This is a genomic window from Streptomyces sp. NPDC008139, from assembly GCF_042957025.1.
In the GTDB taxonomy this organism is placed as follows: Bacteria; Actinomycetota; Actinomycetes; order Streptomycetales; family Streptomycetaceae; genus Actinacidiphila.
In genome coordinates, this window is sequence record NZ_JBIBHM010000009.1 from 301,908 (window position 1) to 318,214 (window position 16,307).

Here is a 16,307-nt window from a genome sequence, read left to right on the forward strand (position 1 = left end):
GGATCGGGGAGCCGTATGGGGGCGGGGGGCGGGGCGGGTGGCTGGGCGGGGGGAGGACGGGTTAGCGTCTGGGTATGAATGAGCATCGTGCCCCCGGCGCCCTCGGCGTCGGCCTTGCCACCGTCGCCGACGACGGCACCGTCCTGGACACCTGGTACCCCGCACCGGAACTCGCCGCGGAGGCGGGCCCCGCGGGCACCGAGCGGCTGAGCGCCGAGCGCGCGGCGGAGCTGCTGGGAGCGGCGGCGCCCAAGGCGCTCGGGAAGGACCCGAGGCGCGGGGTGGAGGTTGTGGCGGTGCGGACCGTCATCGCCTCGACGGACGACAAGCCGCTGGACGCGCACGACGCGTATCTGCGGCTGCACCTGCTGAGCCACCGCCTGATCCGCCCCAACGAGCCCAATCTGGAAGGGCTGTTCGGCCTGCTGGCGAACGTCGCGTGGACGTCGATCGGCCCGGTGCCGGTGGCGGCGGTCGAAGGGGCGCGGCTGGCGGCCCGCGCGGAGGGCCTGCACCTGGCGGTGTACGGCGTGGACAAGTTCCCGCGGATGACGGACTACGTCGCCCCGTCCGGCGTGCGGATCGCCGACGCCGACCGCGTACGCCTCGGCGCGCACCTGGCGTCCGGCACGACCGTCATGCACGAGGGCTTCTGCAACTTCAACGCGGGCACGCTGGGCGCCTCCATGGTCGAGGGCCGCATCTCGCAGGGCGTCGTCATCGGCGACGGCTCGGACATCGGCGGCGGCGCGTCCATCATGGGCACACTGTCCGGCGGCGGCACCCAGGTCGTCTCGGTCGGCGAACGCTGCCTGCTCGGCGCCGAGTCGGGCCTGGGCATCGCCCTCGGTGACGACTGCGTCGTGGAGGCGGGCCTTTACGTCACCGCGGGCACCCGCGTCACGCTCCCGGACGGCAAGATCGTCAAGGCGCTGGAGCTCTCCGGCGCCAACAACATCCTCTTCCGCCGCAACTCGACCACCGGCAAGGTCGAGGTCCTTCAGCGCACGGGTTCGTGGGGTGGCCTCAACGACGCGCTGCACAGCCACAACTGACGACGCGTCACGCGTGACCGGATCACGCCGTACGAGCCGCCGCCGCGAGCACCGCCCGCTCCTCCTCGGGGGACCAGCCGGCCTCCAGCGGCGGCTCGCCGCGTTCCCGGTCCCAGGCCAGGACGTCGGCGGCGGTGACCGCCAGCGGGGTCGCGGGCATCCCGGCGGCCCTGGCGCGCGCGGCGCTGCGCTGCTGTGTGGCGGTGTCCTCGCGGACCAGCGGGAACATCGGCGGTACGACGTCCGGCGTGACCCGTACGATCTCCACCTCGGTGCCCGCGGCCCGCGCGCACGTCTCGATCAACTCGCCGAGCGTGACCGGCTGTTCGGGGCCCACGGCGTGGAAGGCGCCGGGCCGGTCGTCCTCCAGCAGCCGGATCACCAGCCGGGCCAGGTCGCGGGAGTCGATGATCTGCACCGGCTGGGCGGGGTCGGCGGGCAGGGCGACCCGGCCGCCGCGCGCGGCGGCGCGCACCCAGTAGGTGAACATGTCGGAGGGGTCGTGCGGACCGGCGACCTTGCCCGCCCGCACGATCGTGGCGCGCTGCCCGTGGCGCGCGGTCACGTCGTCCTCGCAGGCGACCTTGCACGGCCCGTACGTGGCCTCGCTCAGCACCTCGGTGTCGCGGACCGGCGGGCGGCGCGGGGTGTCCTCGTCGGAGCCGGGCGCCACACCCTCGCGCTGGTACACCGCGTGGCTGGAGATGAACAGATACCGGCCGACCCGGTCACCCAGCGCGTCCATGGCCTGCGCGACGTGCCGCGGGACGTAGCCGCTGACGTCCACGACGGCGTCCCACCGGGTGTCGCCCGCGAGCGCCGCGTAGTCACCGGTGTCGCGGTCGCCGGTCAGCCGGGGGAGGCCCGGGAAGAGGCCGGCGCCGGTCCTGCCGCGGCCGAAGAGGGTGACGTCGTGCCCGCGGTGGAGTGCGTCCTCCACGATGGCGCGGCCGACGAAGGCGGTACCGCCCAGAACGAGAATGCGCATAAGGGGCGACCCTACTGTCGGTACCGGCGGCCGTCACCCGGATATTCCGGTCGTGAGGCGGGCCAGGGCCTGTGGTGTGGATCTCCGCGGCGTCCCGGCGCCCGGCACGCACATCTGCCGCGTTGTCGTCGGTCGACGACGCTCCGCGTCGCCTCCCTCCTCCGCCTTGCATCCGCACGCACCGGACACCGCTCTTCCCCCACCGAGATCCACACGACAGGACCTAGTGGTAGATCTTCTCCGCGTACGCGGGCCCGTAGTACGTCTCCAGCTCCGCCAGCGAGTCCTCGGTCCGCTCCAGCGTCTTGGAGATCCGCGCCCGCGAGGCCAGCGCGTCGGGCTGCCACGTCTCCGGCTTCCACAGCGCGCTGCGCAGGAACGCCTTGGAGCAGTGGAAGAAGACTTCCTCGATGTCGACCAGGACCGCGACCTTCGGGCGGTGGCCCTTGACGACCATGCGGTCGAAGAAGTCGGCGTCGCGCAGCAGCCGCGCCCTGCCGTTGATCCTGAGGGTGTCGCCGCGCCCGGGAATGAAGTAGAGCAGGCCGATGTGCGGGTTGGACAGGATGTTGCGGAAGCCGTCCGCGCGGCGGTTGCCCGGCCGCTCGGGGACCGCGATGGTCCGGTCGTCCAGGACGACGGTGAAACCGGCGGGGTCGCCCTTGGGCGACACGTCGCAGGTGCCGTCGGCCGCCGAGGTGGCCATCAGGCAGAAGGGCGCCGCCTTCAGCCAGGCCACGTCCAGTTCGTGCAGCCGGTCGCGCGCCTTGTCGCGGACGACCGGGGTGGGCTCGCCGAGCAGTTCCCCCAGTTCGGCCTCGTCGGTGATCTCCTGCATGTGCCGTACACCCCCGGTAAGTGAGTACCTTCTGGGAACTCACACTGTACAGGGTGGCTTTTCCGGGCTTTCCTCGCGCCTTTCCCATGGCCTTCCCATGTCTTTCCCGCGCCTGCGATGAGTTCCGCGGCGGTCCCCGGTCTACCTCTTCGACAGCGCCACGGCGCATACGACAGCACCGAACCGACCCGACCAGAGGAGCCCACCGTGTCCGTCGTCTCCACTCCCACCAGCGCCGCCCCGACCGGTACCGCGGCAGCCGTCACCGCCCGCCGCGCCCGTAGCCGGGCGCACACCGCGCTGCTCGCCCTCCAGATCGTGCTGGCCCTCTTCTACGGCGTGGCCAGCGCCGCCCCCAAGCTCCTCGGCATCGACGCCGCGGCCGACTCCTTCGACCGCATCGGCTTCGGCGACTGGTTCATGTACCTCACCGGCGCGCTCGAACTCGCGGGCGCCGTCGCCCTGTTGATCCCGGTGCTCTACCAGGTCGCCGCGGTCGCGATGATCGGCCTGATGATCGGCGCCACCATCACCCAGATCACCGTCTTCGACGGCGACAACGCGGCGACGCCGATCATCCTCATCCTGCCGCTGGCCCTGATCGCCTGGGCCCGCAGGGACAGTACGAAGACACTGCTGGCCCTGGTCCGCGGCGCGGTCGCCCGGACCTGACCACGCTCCGGTCGGCCGCGGACGGCGACCGCCCCGCAACAGCGCACAGCGGACGGCTCGCGGTGCGATCCTGAGTACGGACGTCGTACGGATGTCGCGCGGGCGTCGTACGGCCGGCGCGACGACTGGCGCGACGGCGGTCGTACGGGCGGCCGTTCGGGGCCACGCGGGGTCGCGTCGCGGAGGACCGGAGACCGGAAGACCGGGGGTCACTCATGGACAGCCTTGGCGCGCTGCGCGCGGTCGAGTACGGGTATCTCGACGAGCGACGGCAGGTCTACCTCGACCACACCGGCGCGGGACTTCCCGCCCGCGCCCAAGTGCGGGCGCACGCCGACCGGATCGCGGCGGGCTGCTACGGCAATCCGCACTCGGTCAGCCCGGCCTCCGAGGCGTCGGGCGAACTGGTGGAGCGGGCCCGCGCACGGGTGCTCGCGCACTTCAGGGCCGATCCGGCCGAGTACGCCGTGGTGTTCACGGCCAACGCCACCGGGGCGTGCCGACTGGTCGGCGAGGCCTACCCGTTCGGGCCGGACAACCGGCTGGTGCTCACCCTCGACAACCACAACTCCGTCAACGGCCTGCGGGAGTACGCCCGGGGCCGGGGCGCGGGGACGGTGTACGTACCGCTGGAGGCGCCGGGCCTCGGCATCGACGCGACGGCGATGGACGCCGTCCTGACGGGCGCGCGGCCGCAGGCGGGCACGGAGACCGGGGCCCGGGGACCCGGACTGCTCGCGTACCCCGCGCAGAGCAACTTCAGCGGGGTCCAGCACTCGCTGGACTGGGTGACCAGGGCGCGGGCGGCGGGTTGGGACGTCCTGCTGGACGCGGCGGCCTACGTGCCCACGAACGTGCTCGACCTCGGCCGGTTCAGCCCCGACTTCGTGGCCGTGAGCTGGTACAAGGTCTTCGGCTACCCGACCGGCATCGGCTGTCTGCTGGCCCGCAGGGAGGCGCTGACGCGGCTGCGGCGGCCGTGGTTCTCCGGCGGCACCATCCACGTGGTGAGCGCCCAGGGCCTGTGGCACCACATGGCCGACGGCGAGGCGGCCTTCGAGGACGGCACGGTCAACTACCTGAGCATTCCCGACATCGAGTTCGGCCTCGACTGGATCACCGGCATCGGCGTGCAGTCGATACACCGTCATGTCACGTCGCTCACCGCCGAGTTACTGGCCGGGCTGCGCGGTCTGCGGCACGGCGACGGCAGCCCGCTGGTACGGATCTACGGTCCGCCGGACACCACCGGCCGCGGCGGCACGGTCGCGCTGAATCTGCTCGGCGCCGACGGACGGGTGATCGACGAGCGGATCGTCGGCCGCGACAGCGCCGCGCGCGGCATATCGCTGCGCACCGGCTGCTTCTGCAACCCCGGCACGGGCGAGGTCGCCTTCGCCATCGACCGCGACGTACTCGGCGGCGCCGTCCGCACCGCCACCGGCACCATCGACGACTACCTCGGCCGCCTCGGCCTCCCCTCCGGCGGCGCCGTCCGCGTCTCGCTCGGCCTGTCCTCCAACGCGGCCGACGTGTCCGCCTTCCTCGCCTTCGCCGCGCAGACCTACCGCGACCGCTCGCCCGACCCGGCGGGGCTCAGCCCGCGGCTGGTCTGCTGACCGTGCGGCACTTGCGCGCCAGCACCGCCCACGCGGCGGCCAGGAACAGCGCCGTGAAACCGGCCAGCAGCAGCCAGCCCGCCCACACCGCCCGGTCGAACGAGCCGCCGTACGAGGCCAGCAGCGGCGGCCCCAGTGGCGACGCGCCGTGCGCCCACAGTTCCCGCAGGCCGATCCCGCCGCCCAGCGCCTCGAACGCCCACCGGTTGGTCATCGCAGCGCTCAACACCCGTCCCGCCCAAGCCATTTGGGGCACCGGCACAAAGGCCCCGGAGAACAGCACCTGCGGGAAGCAGAGCATCGGCAGCATCAGCGTGGCCTGCCCCGGATCGCCCACCGCCGCCGACGCCAGCAGCCCCAGCGCGAGCGCGGCGGCCGACGCGAGCAGCACGGTCAGGAACAGCGAGCCGTACGTGGCCCACCCGGCGGCGGGCAGCCGGTTCAGACCGCGCAGCACCGCGAGCAACGCCGCGTCCGCCAGGGCCAGTACGGGCAGCAGCAGCGCCGCCTTCGACAGCAGATACGGCCCGAGCCGCAGCACGGTCAGCCGCTCCCTGCGCACCACCGCCATCTCCGCGCAGATCTGCAACAGGCCGTAGGTCAGCCCGAAGAAGAAGCCGCCGAAGGCGATCCAGAACAGGATCATCGCCGCGGAACCCGGACTCGGCGCCGCCGGATCGAAGGCCCCCGGCCGGAACAGCAGCGCGAACATCGCCACGATCACCAGCGGCGACCCCACGACGACCGCCGCCGTCAGCCGATTGCGCGCCATCAACTCCCCGGCCCGCCGGGTGAGCAGCCACCACTGCCCGACCGCACCGAGCGGCGCCGGGCGCGTGGCGGCGGCGCAGTCGGCCACGGGCGCCGCCTCGGGCGCGGGGCCGGCCTCCTCCGCGTCGGCCTCGTCCGCCGCCCGCGCCCCGCGGGCCACCGCCCCGTACACCTCCTCCAGCGTCGGGACGCCGTACGCCGCCGTGAGGGTGGCCGCCGTGCCCAGGTGGGCCGGGCGTCCTTCAGGAGTGAGGAACAGGACGCGGTCGCAGCGGGTCAGATCGGCGGGCGCGTGCGTGGTGAGGACGACGGTGACGCCGTCGGCGGTCAAGTCCCGCAGGGTGCGCAGGAGTTCGGCGCCGGTCGCCGGGTCGAGCCCGGTCGTCGGCTCGTCCAGGAACAGCACGCGGGGGCGGGTGAGGAGTTCGACCGCGATGCAGGCGCGGCGGCGCTCGCCCTCGCTGAGGGTGCGTACGGGCTGGCGGGCGCGGTCGGCCAGGCCGACAGCGGCGAGCGCGTCGCGTACGGCCGCGTCCAGGAGAGCGGCGGCGGTCCGGGCGGGCATCCGCAGGCGGGCCGCGTAGCCGAGGGCCCGGTCCAGCGGCAGGTCGTCGTGCATCACGTTGCCGTGCGGCAGATACCCCAACGCCGGTCGCAGGACGGCCGGTTCCGTACCGTCGTGCAGGACGCGACCGGCCGAGGGGGTACGGATTCCGGCCAGGATCTCCAGCAGCGTCGTCTTGCCCGACCCGCTGCCGCCCGCCACGGCCAGCAGCTCGCCGGGCGCGATCCGTACGCTCACCCCGCGCAGCGTCTCCCGCCCCGAGGCGACCCGCTCCCCCACGCCGTACGCCGCGACGCGGAGACCGCCGTCGCTCATCGTGCCCCCTGACCGACCGCTTGGTACGTTGAAGGTGTCGCGGCCCCTCCCGCTGGGGCGGGCCGCCGGTAGCGTACGCGAGCCCCGGGAGCGGGCACAGGACGAAGGAGTCTGACGCATGGACGAACCGGTCTGCACCACCCGGCAGGGCGACGTACGCGGAGCGGCCGGCCAGGACGGCGTCGCCGTCTTCCGCGCAATCCCTTACGCCGCACCGCCGTTCGGACCGCACCGGTTCATGGCGCCGCAACCGCCCGCCGCGTGGGAGGGCATACGCGACGCGACCGCGTTCGGCCCGACCGTGCCCAAGGGCCCTTACGTCAAGCCGTTCGACGTGCTGCTGCCCGACCCGGACATCGCGGGCGAGGACTGCCTCAACCTCAATGTGTGGACACCCGACACCGCGGGCGGCGCACCGGTCATGGTGTGGCTGCACGGCGGCGCCTTCATGAACGGCTCGGGCTCGCTGCCGATCTACGACGGCGCCGCGTTCGCCCGCGACGGCGTCGTCTGCGTGACCGTCAACTACCGCCTGGGGACGGACGGTTACCTGTCCCTCGACGGCGCCCCCGACAACCGCGGAGTGCTCGACCAGATCGCCGCCCTCGAATGGGTCCGCGACAACATCGCCGCTTTCGGCGGCGACCCCGACCGCGTCACCGTCTTCGGCGAATCGGCCGGCGCGATGAGCATCGGGGTGCTGCTCACCGCCCCCGGCGCCCGAGGACTCTTCCATCGGGCGATCCTCCAGAGCGGCGCCGCGCACCACACGATCGGCCGGGACACCGCCCGCAAGGTCGCCGCGCACTTCGCCGCGAAACTCGGCGTCGAACCCACCGCCGCCGCCTTCGCCGCACTCCCGCTGGATGTCCTGCTGCCCGCGCAGACCGCCCTGCGCAACGAGGTCACCGCCAACCCCGACCCCGCGCTGTGGGGCGAGGTCGCGCTGAACGCCATGCCCTTCGAGCCGATCGCGGACACCGCGAGCACCGCCGCCCGCGTCGACCCGGTGCCGGGACCCGGCGCCGACTGCGCCGTCGACCTGCTGATCGGCACCACAGCCGAGGAGTACCGGCTCTTCACCGTCCCCAGCGGCGTCATCGACTACATCGACGACAAGCACCTGCGGGCCGCGATCGCCCGGCACGGCCTCGACCCCGACACCGCGCTGCCGCTCTACGCGGCCAACCGCCCCGGCGCCACCACCGGCGACCTGTTCTCCGCCGTCCTCACCGACTGGTTCTTCCGGATGCCCGCGGTCCGCCTGGCCGAGTCGGTGCCGCGCGCCCACGTCTACGAATTCGGCCGCCGCTCCACCGCCTTCGACCGCCGCCTCGGCGCCTGCCACGCCTCCGAGATCGCCTTCGCCTTCGACAACCTGGCCGCACCCGGCGAGACCATGCTGCTCGGCGAGGCCCCGCCGCAGCCGCTCGCCGACACCATGCACGCCGCCTGGGTCTCCTTCGCCGCCACCGGCGATCCCGGCTGGCCCGCGTACGACACCCGGGACCGTACGACGATGGTCTTCGGCACGGCGGACGACCCCGCGCACTGCGGTCCGGTACGCGACCCGCGCCCGGACGAGCGCGCCCTGTGGGACGGGGTGCGCTGAGCCCTTCGCTTCGGCGCCTCCCGCGCGCCGAACTCCCGTACGCCTGAAGGATGCGTGGCCGGTACGCACCCGGTGGCGGGCGGCGGTGGCCGGAACGTGTCGCTACGGGCGGGTGAACCGGTGGGGTGACGGGTGCGGCGGGGCCGGGAGGCCGACGGGCGGGGGGTCGCAGGGCCTACGCTGAGTGCGCGCGTCCGGCGCGCGTACCGGTTCGCGTGTGCCGGTCCGATTCACCCGCCAGGGGTGAGCCGGACCGGCCCACCCCTCACGCCGTACAGCCGTAGAGCCCTCTAGGAGTCACCCCATGTCCGAAGGTCCCCTCGTCCTGCCGCCCGTACGGCTGCTCCCCGCGGACGACCTCGCGCGGCTGGCACTGGCCGTGCCGCTGCTGGACCGAGCGCTGCGGCTGACCCGGTGGGCGACACCGGAACGGCCGGTCGACGCGATGGGCGAGCTGCTGGACGACGACCTGGTGGCCGCCGCCGCGGAACTCGGCCTCCCGGTGGACGAGGACGAGGAAGGGCTCGCCGAGACCGCCCAGGCATGGGGCGTCGCCGTCGACACCGGCCTGCTGGTCCTGGAGATCGACGAGGAGGCCGAGGAGTCCACGCCGGCCGGCGAGGTCGCCGGTCGCGCGCTGCCCGGCGAGGCGTACGAGCGGATCACCGCGGGCCTCCCGCAGGACGTGCTCGACATCTGGCTGGCCGCCGCCGAGTCGGCCCTCGCCGACGCCGCCGCACCGGACTTCGAGAGCCTGCGCGAGGTCATGGACGACGGCGACCAGGTGCTCCTGGACGAGCTGGACTGGGACCCGGAGAAGGAGGCCGAATTCCTCGACAGCGCGCTGGTCAACCTCTACGCGCTGATGGCCGTCGAGGACTCGGCGGTCGCCGAGGACGGGCCCGACGCCGTACCGCTGCCGGTGCTCGCCGCGTCCCTCGTCGTGCCCGACGAGATGGACCAGCCCAGCGACGCCGTCCTCGAAGAGGTCACCGAGGTGATGATGCGGCTGGACGACCACTTCCGGCTGCTCGCCACCACCGGACTGCTGGACTACCAGCCGGTCGACGAGGCGCTGATCGAGGAGGCGGAGGGCGACGGGGAAGCCGGCTCCTTCCCCGAATTCCCCGAGGGAAGCGGCGGGGCCGTCGGGGACGACCTCGACCCCGAGGAGGTCTCCCGCTACGGCATGGTCCTGCTCACCCCGCTCGGTGTGCACGGCATGCGCGAACGGCTCGTGGACGCGGGCGCGCAGGCCCCCGCCATCGGCGACCTCGCGGGCGGGTCGGGCGTCGACCTCCTCGAAGCGCTGACCGGCTACCCCGACCAGGCGGCGCGCGTCGAGGCCGAGCTGTGGCTGGAGGACCGCAAGCCGGCCGACGCCGCACGCGAACTGCTCGCCGCCGCGCGCGGCGACGACGCCGGTGCGCCGGGCCGTCGTCTCATCTGCCAGCAGACGCTCACCCTGCTCGGCGCCGAGGCCGAGCCCGCGCTGCGCGAAGTCCTCGACGACCGCGTGCTCGGCGGCCTCGCCCGCGTCTGGCTCACCGAGAGCGGCGCCGCCGACATCCCCGCGCCCGACGCGGACATGGTCTTCTGGCTCACCATCGACACCCTCGCCGCGCAGCTCGCCGCCGACGACGCCCCCGAGATCCTGGCCGACCTCGTCCGTGACCTCGTCGCCCGGCACGACGGCTTCTTCGACGCCGCCTGGCGCGTCGACCACCCCGCCACCGCCGACGTCCTCGAAGCCATGGGGCGTCTCCACCCGGACCGCAAATCCGCCAAGGACGCCCGCAAGGCGGCCTTCAAGGCCCGCTCCCGCCAGGGCCTTTCGGGCTGACGCACGGCGGGCCACCGCTCGGGGCGCGCCCCCGCGCCGGGGCAACCGGGTGGCCGCCTCGCGGAAGGACGCCGTTCATCCGGGGTTGGCCGCGGGGCGGCACCGTGGGTGGTCAGCGCGACGTGAGGAGCCCCGGTGCCGCTCAGCCGTACGCGGGAGGCCGTGGTGGTCGACCCGAAGCGAGGTCACGCGTATCTGACCGCGGGAACGTCGTTGTGCCGACGGACGCCGCCATCGGCACAGAGCGGTGGCGTGCTCCAGGCGTTCCGGTGCATCGACTCCGGGGGCCGCTACGTGGACGACCTGTCACGGGCGACCGGGCCCGGCACCGTATACGGCGTGGACTGGGTGGAGACGCCGTTCGCGGCTGGCGAGGTCACGCGGGCGCAGGGGCTGACGGGCCTGTGGTGGGCGGACGACGGGGTGTACGTCGTGCGCGAGGGGGTCGTCTGGTTCTACGCGCCCGGCCGGCGCACGCTGACCCTGAAGACGCCGGGCTGACGGGCTGACGGGCTTCCGGGCTGATGTGCAGCCGGGCTGTGGTGCGGCCGGGTTGAGGGGCGGACCGCCGCCCGGCCGCGCTCGTCACCGCCGTGACCAGCGAGGCCGGGTGCGGCCGGAACGTTTCAGCAGCCGCTGAGGATCGACGTGAGCTTCGACTTCTCCGCACTGTCCACGGTCAGACCGTAGTAGTGCTTCACCTGCACCCACGCGCGGGCGTACGTGCACTGGTACGACGCCTGCGGCAGCCACTCGGCCGGGTCGCCGTCGCCCTTGGAGCGGTTGGAGTGCGCGGAGACGGCCACGAGCTGCGGGCGGGTCACGTCGTTGGCCAGCGCCTGGCGCTGCGCGGTGGTCCAGGCCCAGGCGCCCGAGGCCCACGCCTCGGCGAGCGGCACCAGGTGGTCGATGTCGAAGGTCGAGGGGTCGGTGGTGGTCACGCCGTCGTACGGGCTGGTCCAGTTCCCCGAGGTCGCCTTGCACGAGCTGTCGGTCACCACGCTCGTGCCGTCGCGCTTGATCACGTACTCGCGGGTGTCGCAGGTGCCCGAGATGGTGATCCAGGTCGGGAACAGATTCCGGTCGTACGTCGAGGCGTGCGTCTCCGCGGTGGCCGTCATGCCGGACAGGTAACTGCGGGCGGTGGAGGCGGCGATGGGGGTCGGCAGAGCGGCCTGTGCGGGGCCGCCGCTGACGAACAGGACGGTCAGCGCGAGCAGTGCCGCGCTGACGGCGGCACAGATTCCGTGCACGAGACGGTTTTTGGGCATGACTGAGCGCTCCCGTGGCTAGGGGGTCGAGCGGTACGGGTGGTTCCCGACCAGGGTCCCGGCCACGGGTCTATGCGGGTAGACCGTCAGCGGTAAATTTTATGTGACCATGACATGTTGATGTGCGAACATCCGGTGGCGGTCCCCCCCGTACGAGGCCCGCGCGGCGCACGAGCCGGTGCGTACGGGGGCCGGACGGCCTCCGAGCGCCGTGCGCACGGCGCCCCCGCGCCCTCCCGCTCCCGGCCCGGGCCCCGGCTCCCGCCGCCGTGCGGGGCGGCGCGCGGGACTTTATGGTCGGCGCGGGGGCCCGGGACGAATGGAGCTGCTGTGACCACTGCGCGCGACATCATGCATCAGGGCGTCGAGACGATCTCCGCCCACGAGACCCTGGACGTGGCCGCCAAGCGGATGCGGGACGCGGACGTCGGGGCCCTGGCGGTCACCGGTGACGACGGCGGGCTCCAAGGGGTGCTCACCGACCGGGACATCGTGCTGCGCTGTGTGGCGACCGGCCACGACCCGGGCGCGGTCCGGGCCGCCGACCTCATGGACGGCAGCCCGGTGACGGCCGCGGCCGACGACGACGCGGGCAGCGTCGTCGCGACCATGTCCTCCCGGCGCATCCGCCGGGTGCCGGTGGTCGAGGGCAGCCGCCTGGTCGGCATCATCAGTGAGGCCGACATCGCCCGGCACCTCGGCCCGGCCGAGGCGGGCGCCCTGGCGACGGCGATCCGCGCGGTCTGAGACCGGCGCGCGGTCCGAGCCCGGCCCGCGCCGCCTGAGGCCGGTCGCGCGCCGCCTGGGACCGGTCGCGCGCTGCCTGAGGCCGGTCGCGCGGGCCGCCGCCGGTCCGCGTGGACTCATGCCGGGCCGCGCGGACCGGGCGGCGGCCCACGGGGCACACGTCCGGTCCGCGGTGCCTCAGAGCGCCGCGGAGGCGGGCCGCACCATCCCCTTGGCGGTACGCGAGTCGATGAAGTCGCCCATGGCGGTCATCTCCCACTCGCCGGAGAACTGCTTGATCAGCTTGGCCATCAGCACACCCGTGCGGGGCTCGCTGCCGGTCAGGTCGAAGCGGACCAGCTCCTCGCCGGTGCCCGCGTCGAGCAGCCGGCAGTACGCCTTGGCGACCTTGTTGAACTTCTGCCCCGAGTACGAGTTCACCGTGAAGACCAGACCGGTGACCTCCGGCGGCAGCCCGCCCAGGTGCACGGTGATCGTCTCGTCGTCGCCCGAGCCCGCGCCGGTCAGATTGTCACCGGAGTGCTGGACCGCGCCGTTGAGGATGGACAGCTTGCCGAAGTAGCAGGTCGCGATGTGGTTGCGCTGCGGACCGTAGGCGATCACCGACGCATCCAGGTCGATGTCCCGGCCGCCGAAGGCGGGCTCCCAGCCCAGGCCCATCCGCACCGAGGACAGGAACGGCTTGCCCGCCTTGACCAGCGACACCGTCTCGTTCTTGCGGAGATTGACCCGGCCCTTGTCCAGATTGACCTTGCCCGCGCCCGGTGCGGGAGCGGGCGGCGCGGCCGGGGGAGCGGAGGGCGGCGGCGGCAGATACGCGGCGGGCGCGCCGGAGGGCGGCGGCGCGCTGGGCAGTCCCGGCGCGGGCGGCGGGGCGAACGCGGCTGCGGGGGCGGGGGCCGCAGGGGCCGCGGGCTCCTCGACATTCACCCCGAAGTCGCTGGCGATGCCGCCCAGCCCGTTGGCGTACCCCTGGCCGACCGCGCGGACCTTCCAGGCGCCGCCGCGCCGGTACACCTCGACCACGACGAGCGCGGTCTCCGGGCCGAGCCCGGTGGGCGTGAAGGTGGCGATCACCGAGCCGTCGTCCGCGCTGCGGACCGTGGCCGTCGGCGTCGTACCCGCGAAGGGACCGCCGCCGTCCAGGCTCGCGGTCACCACGACCTTCTCGATCCCGGCCGGGACGGCCGCGGTGTCCACGGTGATCGAGTCGGGCCCGGAACCGCCCCCGGAGCGGTGGCTGACGCCGGGCCCCTGGGGCTGGTTGTAGAAGACGAAGTCGTCGTCGGAGCGCACCTTCCCGTCACCGGTCAGGAGCAGGCCCGAGACATCGAGCCGTGCGGAGGAGGCGGCGACGTCCACGGCCACTCGGGGCACGGAGAGCGGCACATTCGAGCCAGGCGTCATAGCGGTCATGCCCCCGTAACGACCGACTGTTGTTTGCGGTTCCATGACCCGGAGATCAGCTTCCGGCCCGCTATGGGCACCCGGTCCCGGCGCCCTTTCCGGTGCCCGCGCCGGCTCGTACCGGCAGCGTCGCGCCCGTGGTTCCGTACGGTCGGACCCGTATCGGCAGCCCCGTACCTTCACACCCGCACGCCCCGCCCGTCACTGGCGGTCGCGGGCACGTCGAGGCCGTCGGGGGAGCCGGGCGGCAGGGCGAAGGCGGAGGCGATCTCGGGCGGGAGCGCGGACAGGCCGAGCAGGCCGCAGACGGCCCGGGTGGTGAGCGCGTGCCAGACGGCCGCCCGGCGCAGCATCGCGTGGTCGCCGCCCGGCAGCACGAAGCGGCACACCTCGGCGCCCTCGGCCCTGGCCCGCTCCGCCACCCGCAACGACTCCACGGGCGAGGTGATCCGGTCGGCCTCCGCGTGCAGGAACACCAGCCGGGCCGCCGAGAGCTGCTCCACCGGCTCCCCCGGCAGGCACCAGGGGGCCAGCGCCACCGTGCCGACCACCCCGTCCGTACCGGCCACCCGCAGCGCCGCCCTGCCGCCCATGGAGTGCCCGACCATCACGACCGGCGCCCCGCCGGTCCGCCGGGACAGCTCCGCCAGCGCGTCGGCCGCGTCCCGCGCGGCGTCCGCCCGCTCCCCGTTCCAGCCGCGGTGCCGGTAGCGGGCCTCGGCGAGCACCACCCGGCGGCCCTCCGTCGCGCGGGCCAGCGCCCGGACGAAGGGGCGCATCCGCAGCACCGGCGCGTTCAGCCGGGACGGCCGGCCCATACCGCGCTCCCGGCCGCCGTGCAGCACCAGCACCGCTGCCTCGGGGGCCGCCGCGGAACGCCGCATCACCAGGCCCCGATACCCCGCGCGTGCGCTGTCGCCGTCGCGGTCCTCTGCCACCCGTGCCTCCACCCGTGTCCGTTCCCTCCGCCGACGTGCCGTGACAGGTACGAACGGCCGTTCCGGAATCCCCGTTCCGACGTACCCCGTCAATCCTCCGTCATTCGTAGCGACGACGGTTCCGGACGGGTCGCGCGGGTGGTCCCGACGCACAGGTTGCCGGATCGAACAGGGGTCCGGAGGCTCCCGCATATACGCTCCTGCCCTGGGCAAGTACGCTCAGCGCAATCTCAATGGTCGGGCAGCCGAAGGCGGAGGAAGAAACGTGGTGCAGAGCGGCCCGGCCGGAGTTCCGGCCGGACTTCCGGTGGGCATCCCGCACACCCGCGACGGGCATGACAGCCGTGATGTCCGTGACATCCGCGACATTCAGAGTCCGCGCACGGCGCCGCCCGCCTCCTTCGGGCAGTCGGGCCCCGCGACGGTCCTGCTGGTCGAGGACGACGAGGGCGACGCGCTGCTCGTCGAGGAGTACCTCGCGCTGAGCAACGCCGCGACCCAGGTGGTCAGGGCGAGCAATCTCGCCGAGGCGCTGGAGCTGCTGGCCCGCCGCGCCGCGCCCGAGTGCGTCCTGCTCGACCTGCACCTGCCCGACGCCTTCGGCGTGGACGCGGTGTCCCGGCTGCTGAAGGACGCGCCCGGCGCGGCCGTCGTGGTGCTGACCGGTCTGTCGGAGGAGGACGCCGGGCTCGCCGCTGTCGCCTCCGGCGCCCAGGAGTACCTGTCCAAGAGCGCCCTCGAACCCCAGTCGCTCAGCCGCGCCATCCGCTACGCCGTCCAGCGCAAGCAGATCGAGCGCGCGCACGTGGCGCTGCGCGAGAGCTCCATGCGGGCCGAGGAGAACGCCCGGCTGGAGCGCGGGCTGCTGCCCACCCCGCTGCTGCGCGGCGACGACTGGCAGGTGACCACCCGCTACCGGCCGGGCCGCGACCACGCGCTGCTCGGCGGCGACTTCTACGACGTCGTGCAGACCGAGGACGGCACGGTGCACGTCGTCATCGGCGACGTGTCGGGGCACGGCGCGGCCGAGGCGGCCCTGGGCGTGTGCCTGCGGGTCGCCTGGCGGTCCTTCGTCCTCGCCGGCACCCGCGGCGCCGAACTGCCCGGCATGCTGGAGCAGATGCTGGTCGCCGAGCGCGCGGGCGAGCATGTCTTCGCCACCCTCAGCTCGCTGGAGTTCGCCCCCGACCGCACCACCGTCAAGATCGTCAGAGCCGGGCATCCGGGGGTGCTGCTGCGCCGCGGCGCCGACGTCCAGTGGTGGGAGCCGGCGTACGGGCCCGCGCTCGGGCTGCTGCCGGGACGGGGCGTCTGGCCGGTGACGACCGAGGCGCTGGACGGCGCGTCCGTGGTCCTTTTCACCGACGGCCTCTTCGAGTGGCGGTACGGCGACGGGCCGGAACGGCTCGGCGAGGAAGGGCTGCTGGAGCTGGCTCGGAAGAACGGCGCACTGCCCGCGGAGGCGTTCGTCGACGCCTTGATCAACGCGGCCGAGACGGCGACGGCGGGGCGCGGCGGTCTCGAGGACGACGCGGCCGTGATGCACACGGGATGGCGGGTGAGGTCATGACGGAACACCCGCCCGCGTCGGCGCCCCGTTCGGAGCAGACGGAACCCACGGGGCCCGCGCCGGAGCCGACGCCTCAAGCCGCTGCCGGGGCCGCGC

At 73.8% G+C, this 16,307-nt stretch carries 13 protein-coding genes and 1 pseudogene; 8 read left to right on the top strand and 6 right to left on the bottom strand.

Going from position 1 to position 16,307, the window contains the following annotated elements:
* Positions 1-74 precede the first annotated feature (74 nt).
* Positions 75-1,055 carry a 2,3,4,5-tetrahydropyridine-2,6-dicarboxylate N-succinyltransferase gene (gene dapD / locus ACFZBB_RS21325; RefSeq protein ID WP_391124495.1) on the top strand — a complete coding sequence of 327 codons (981 nt, stop codon included), beginning with the start codon at positions 75-77 and terminating at the stop codon, positions 1,053-1,055.
* Between the two features lie 22 nt (positions 1,056-1,077).
* On the opposite strand, the gene ACFZBB_RS21330 is transcribed toward dapD, so the two are convergent.
* Together ACFZBB_RS21330 and ACFZBB_RS21335 are read right to left on the bottom strand one after the other, a co-directional pair.
* A complete protein-coding gene (locus tag ACFZBB_RS21330; protein WP_391124498.1) occupies positions 1,078-2,043 on the bottom strand; it encodes an NAD-dependent epimerase/dehydratase family protein in 966 nt (321 codons plus the stop codon).
* 223 nt (positions 2,044-2,266) lie between these two features.
* On the bottom strand, positions 2,267-2,881 hold the full coding sequence (locus ACFZBB_RS21335; protein ID WP_391124501.1) for an MSMEG_1061 family FMN-dependent PPOX-type flavoprotein: 615 nt from the start codon (positions 2,879-2,881) through the stop codon (positions 2,267-2,269).
* Positions 2,882-3,088: 207 nt separating this feature from the next.
* On the opposite strand from ACFZBB_RS21335, the gene ACFZBB_RS21340 reads away from it, so the two are divergent.
* Positions 3,089-3,553: a DoxX family protein gene (locus tag ACFZBB_RS21340; RefSeq protein ID WP_391124504.1), complete on the top strand. Its 465-nt coding sequence runs from the start codon at positions 3,089-3,091 to the stop codon at positions 3,551-3,553.
* Positions 3,554-3,768: 215 nt separating this feature from the next.
* Positions 3,769-5,172 carry an aminotransferase class V-fold PLP-dependent enzyme gene (locus tag ACFZBB_RS21345; RefSeq protein ID WP_391124507.1) on the top strand — a complete coding sequence of 468 codons (1,404 nt, stop codon included), beginning with the start codon at positions 3,769-3,771 and terminating at the stop codon, positions 5,170-5,172.
* On the opposite strand, the gene ACFZBB_RS21350 is transcribed toward ACFZBB_RS21345, so the two are convergent.
* Complete coding sequence (locus ACFZBB_RS21350) at positions 5,150-6,823, bottom strand: ATP-binding cassette domain-containing protein (RefSeq protein ID WP_391124510.1); 1,674 nt, start codon at positions 6,821-6,823, stop codon at positions 5,150-5,152. The genes ACFZBB_RS21345 and ACFZBB_RS21350 overlap by 23 nt on opposite strands.
* A gap of 118 nt (positions 6,824-6,941) precedes the next feature.
* On the opposite strand from ACFZBB_RS21350, the gene ACFZBB_RS21355 reads away from it, so the two are divergent.
* The 3 genes and pseudogenes from ACFZBB_RS21355 to ACFZBB_RS21365 form a co-directional block, all read left to right on the top strand.
* Complete coding sequence (locus tag ACFZBB_RS21355; RefSeq protein WP_391124513.1) at positions 6,942-8,435, top strand: carboxylesterase family protein; 1,494 nt, start codon at positions 6,942-6,944, stop codon at positions 8,433-8,435.
* Positions 8,436-8,739: 304 nt separating this feature from the next.
* The gene (locus tag ACFZBB_RS21360; protein ID WP_391124516.1) at positions 8,740-10,278 is read left to right on the top strand and encodes a hypothetical protein; all 1,539 of its coding nucleotides are present in this window, start codon (positions 8,740-8,742) and stop codon (positions 10,276-10,278) included.
* Positions 10,279-10,434: 156 nt separating this feature from the next.
* A pseudogene (locus ACFZBB_RS21365) lies at positions 10,435-10,767 on the top strand (Tat pathway signal sequence domain protein); the annotation flags it as partial.
* Between the two features lie 137 nt (positions 10,768-10,904).
* Here the strand turns inward: ACFZBB_RS21365 and ACFZBB_RS21370 are convergent.
* Positions 10,905-11,549 carry a DUF1524 domain-containing protein gene (locus ACFZBB_RS21370; protein ID WP_391124519.1) on the bottom strand — a complete coding sequence of 215 codons (645 nt, stop codon included), beginning with the start codon at positions 11,547-11,549 and terminating at the stop codon, positions 10,905-10,907.
* 330 nt (positions 11,550-11,879) lie between these two features.
* Between ACFZBB_RS21370 and ACFZBB_RS21375 the strand changes: the two genes are divergently transcribed.
* A complete protein-coding gene (locus ACFZBB_RS21375; protein WP_391124524.1) occupies positions 11,880-12,296 on the top strand; it encodes a CBS domain-containing protein in 417 nt (138 codons plus the stop codon).
* Positions 12,297-12,473: 177 nt separating this feature from the next.
* Here ACFZBB_RS21375 and ACFZBB_RS21380 read toward each other — a convergent pair whose 3' ends face one another.
* Complete coding sequence (locus ACFZBB_RS21380) at positions 12,474-13,703, bottom strand: TerD family protein (protein WP_391124527.1); 1,230 nt, start codon at positions 13,701-13,703, stop codon at positions 12,474-12,476.
* A 179-nt stretch (positions 13,704-13,882) separates the two neighbouring features.
* Positions 13,883-14,641, bottom strand: a complete 759-nt coding sequence (locus ACFZBB_RS21385; RefSeq protein WP_391124530.1) for an alpha/beta fold hydrolase — start codon at positions 14,639-14,641, stop codon at positions 13,883-13,885.
* Between the two features lie 367 nt (positions 14,642-15,008).
* Here ACFZBB_RS21385 and ACFZBB_RS21390 point away from each other — a divergent pair, with 367 nt between their 5' ends.
* Positions 15,009-16,211, top strand: a complete 1,203-nt coding sequence (locus ACFZBB_RS21390; RefSeq protein WP_391124744.1) for a SpoIIE family protein phosphatase — start codon at positions 15,009-15,011, stop codon at positions 16,209-16,211.
* Positions 16,212-16,307: the final 96 nt, after the last annotated feature.

What these genes read in the sequence shown, in the direction of transcription:
- dapD (WP_391124495.1), top strand. Translation starts at nt 75, where the DNA reads ATGAATGAGCATCGTGCCCCCGGCGCCCTCGGCGTCGGCCTTGCCACC.
- ACFZBB_RS21330 (WP_391124498.1), bottom strand. Translation starts at nt 2,043, where the DNA reads ATGCGCATTCTCGTTCTGGGCGGTACCGCCTTCGTCGGCCGCGCCATC.
- ACFZBB_RS21335 (WP_391124501.1), bottom strand. Translation starts at nt 2,881, where the DNA reads ATGCAGGAGATCACCGACGAGGCCGAACTGGGGGAACTGCTCGGCGAG.
- ACFZBB_RS21345 (WP_391124507.1), top strand. Translation starts at nt 3,769, where the DNA reads ATGGACAGCCTTGGCGCGCTGCGCGCGGTCGAGTACGGGTATCTCGAC.
- ACFZBB_RS21350 (WP_391124510.1), bottom strand. Translation starts at nt 6,823, where the DNA reads ATGAGCGACGGCGGTCTCCGCGTCGCGGCGTACGGCGTGGGGGAGCGG.
- ACFZBB_RS21355 (WP_391124513.1), top strand. Translation starts at nt 6,942, where the DNA reads ATGGACGAACCGGTCTGCACCACCCGGCAGGGCGACGTACGCGGAGCG.
- ACFZBB_RS21360 (WP_391124516.1), top strand. Translation starts at nt 8,740, where the DNA reads ATGTCCGAAGGTCCCCTCGTCCTGCCGCCCGTACGGCTGCTCCCCGCG.
- ACFZBB_RS21370 (WP_391124519.1), bottom strand. Translation starts at nt 11,549, where the DNA reads ATGCCCAAAAACCGTCTCGTGCACGGAATCTGTGCCGCCGTCAGCGCG.
- ACFZBB_RS21380 (WP_391124527.1), bottom strand. Translation starts at nt 13,703, where the DNA reads ATGACGCCTGGCTCGAATGTGCCGCTCTCCGTGCCCCGAGTGGCCGTG.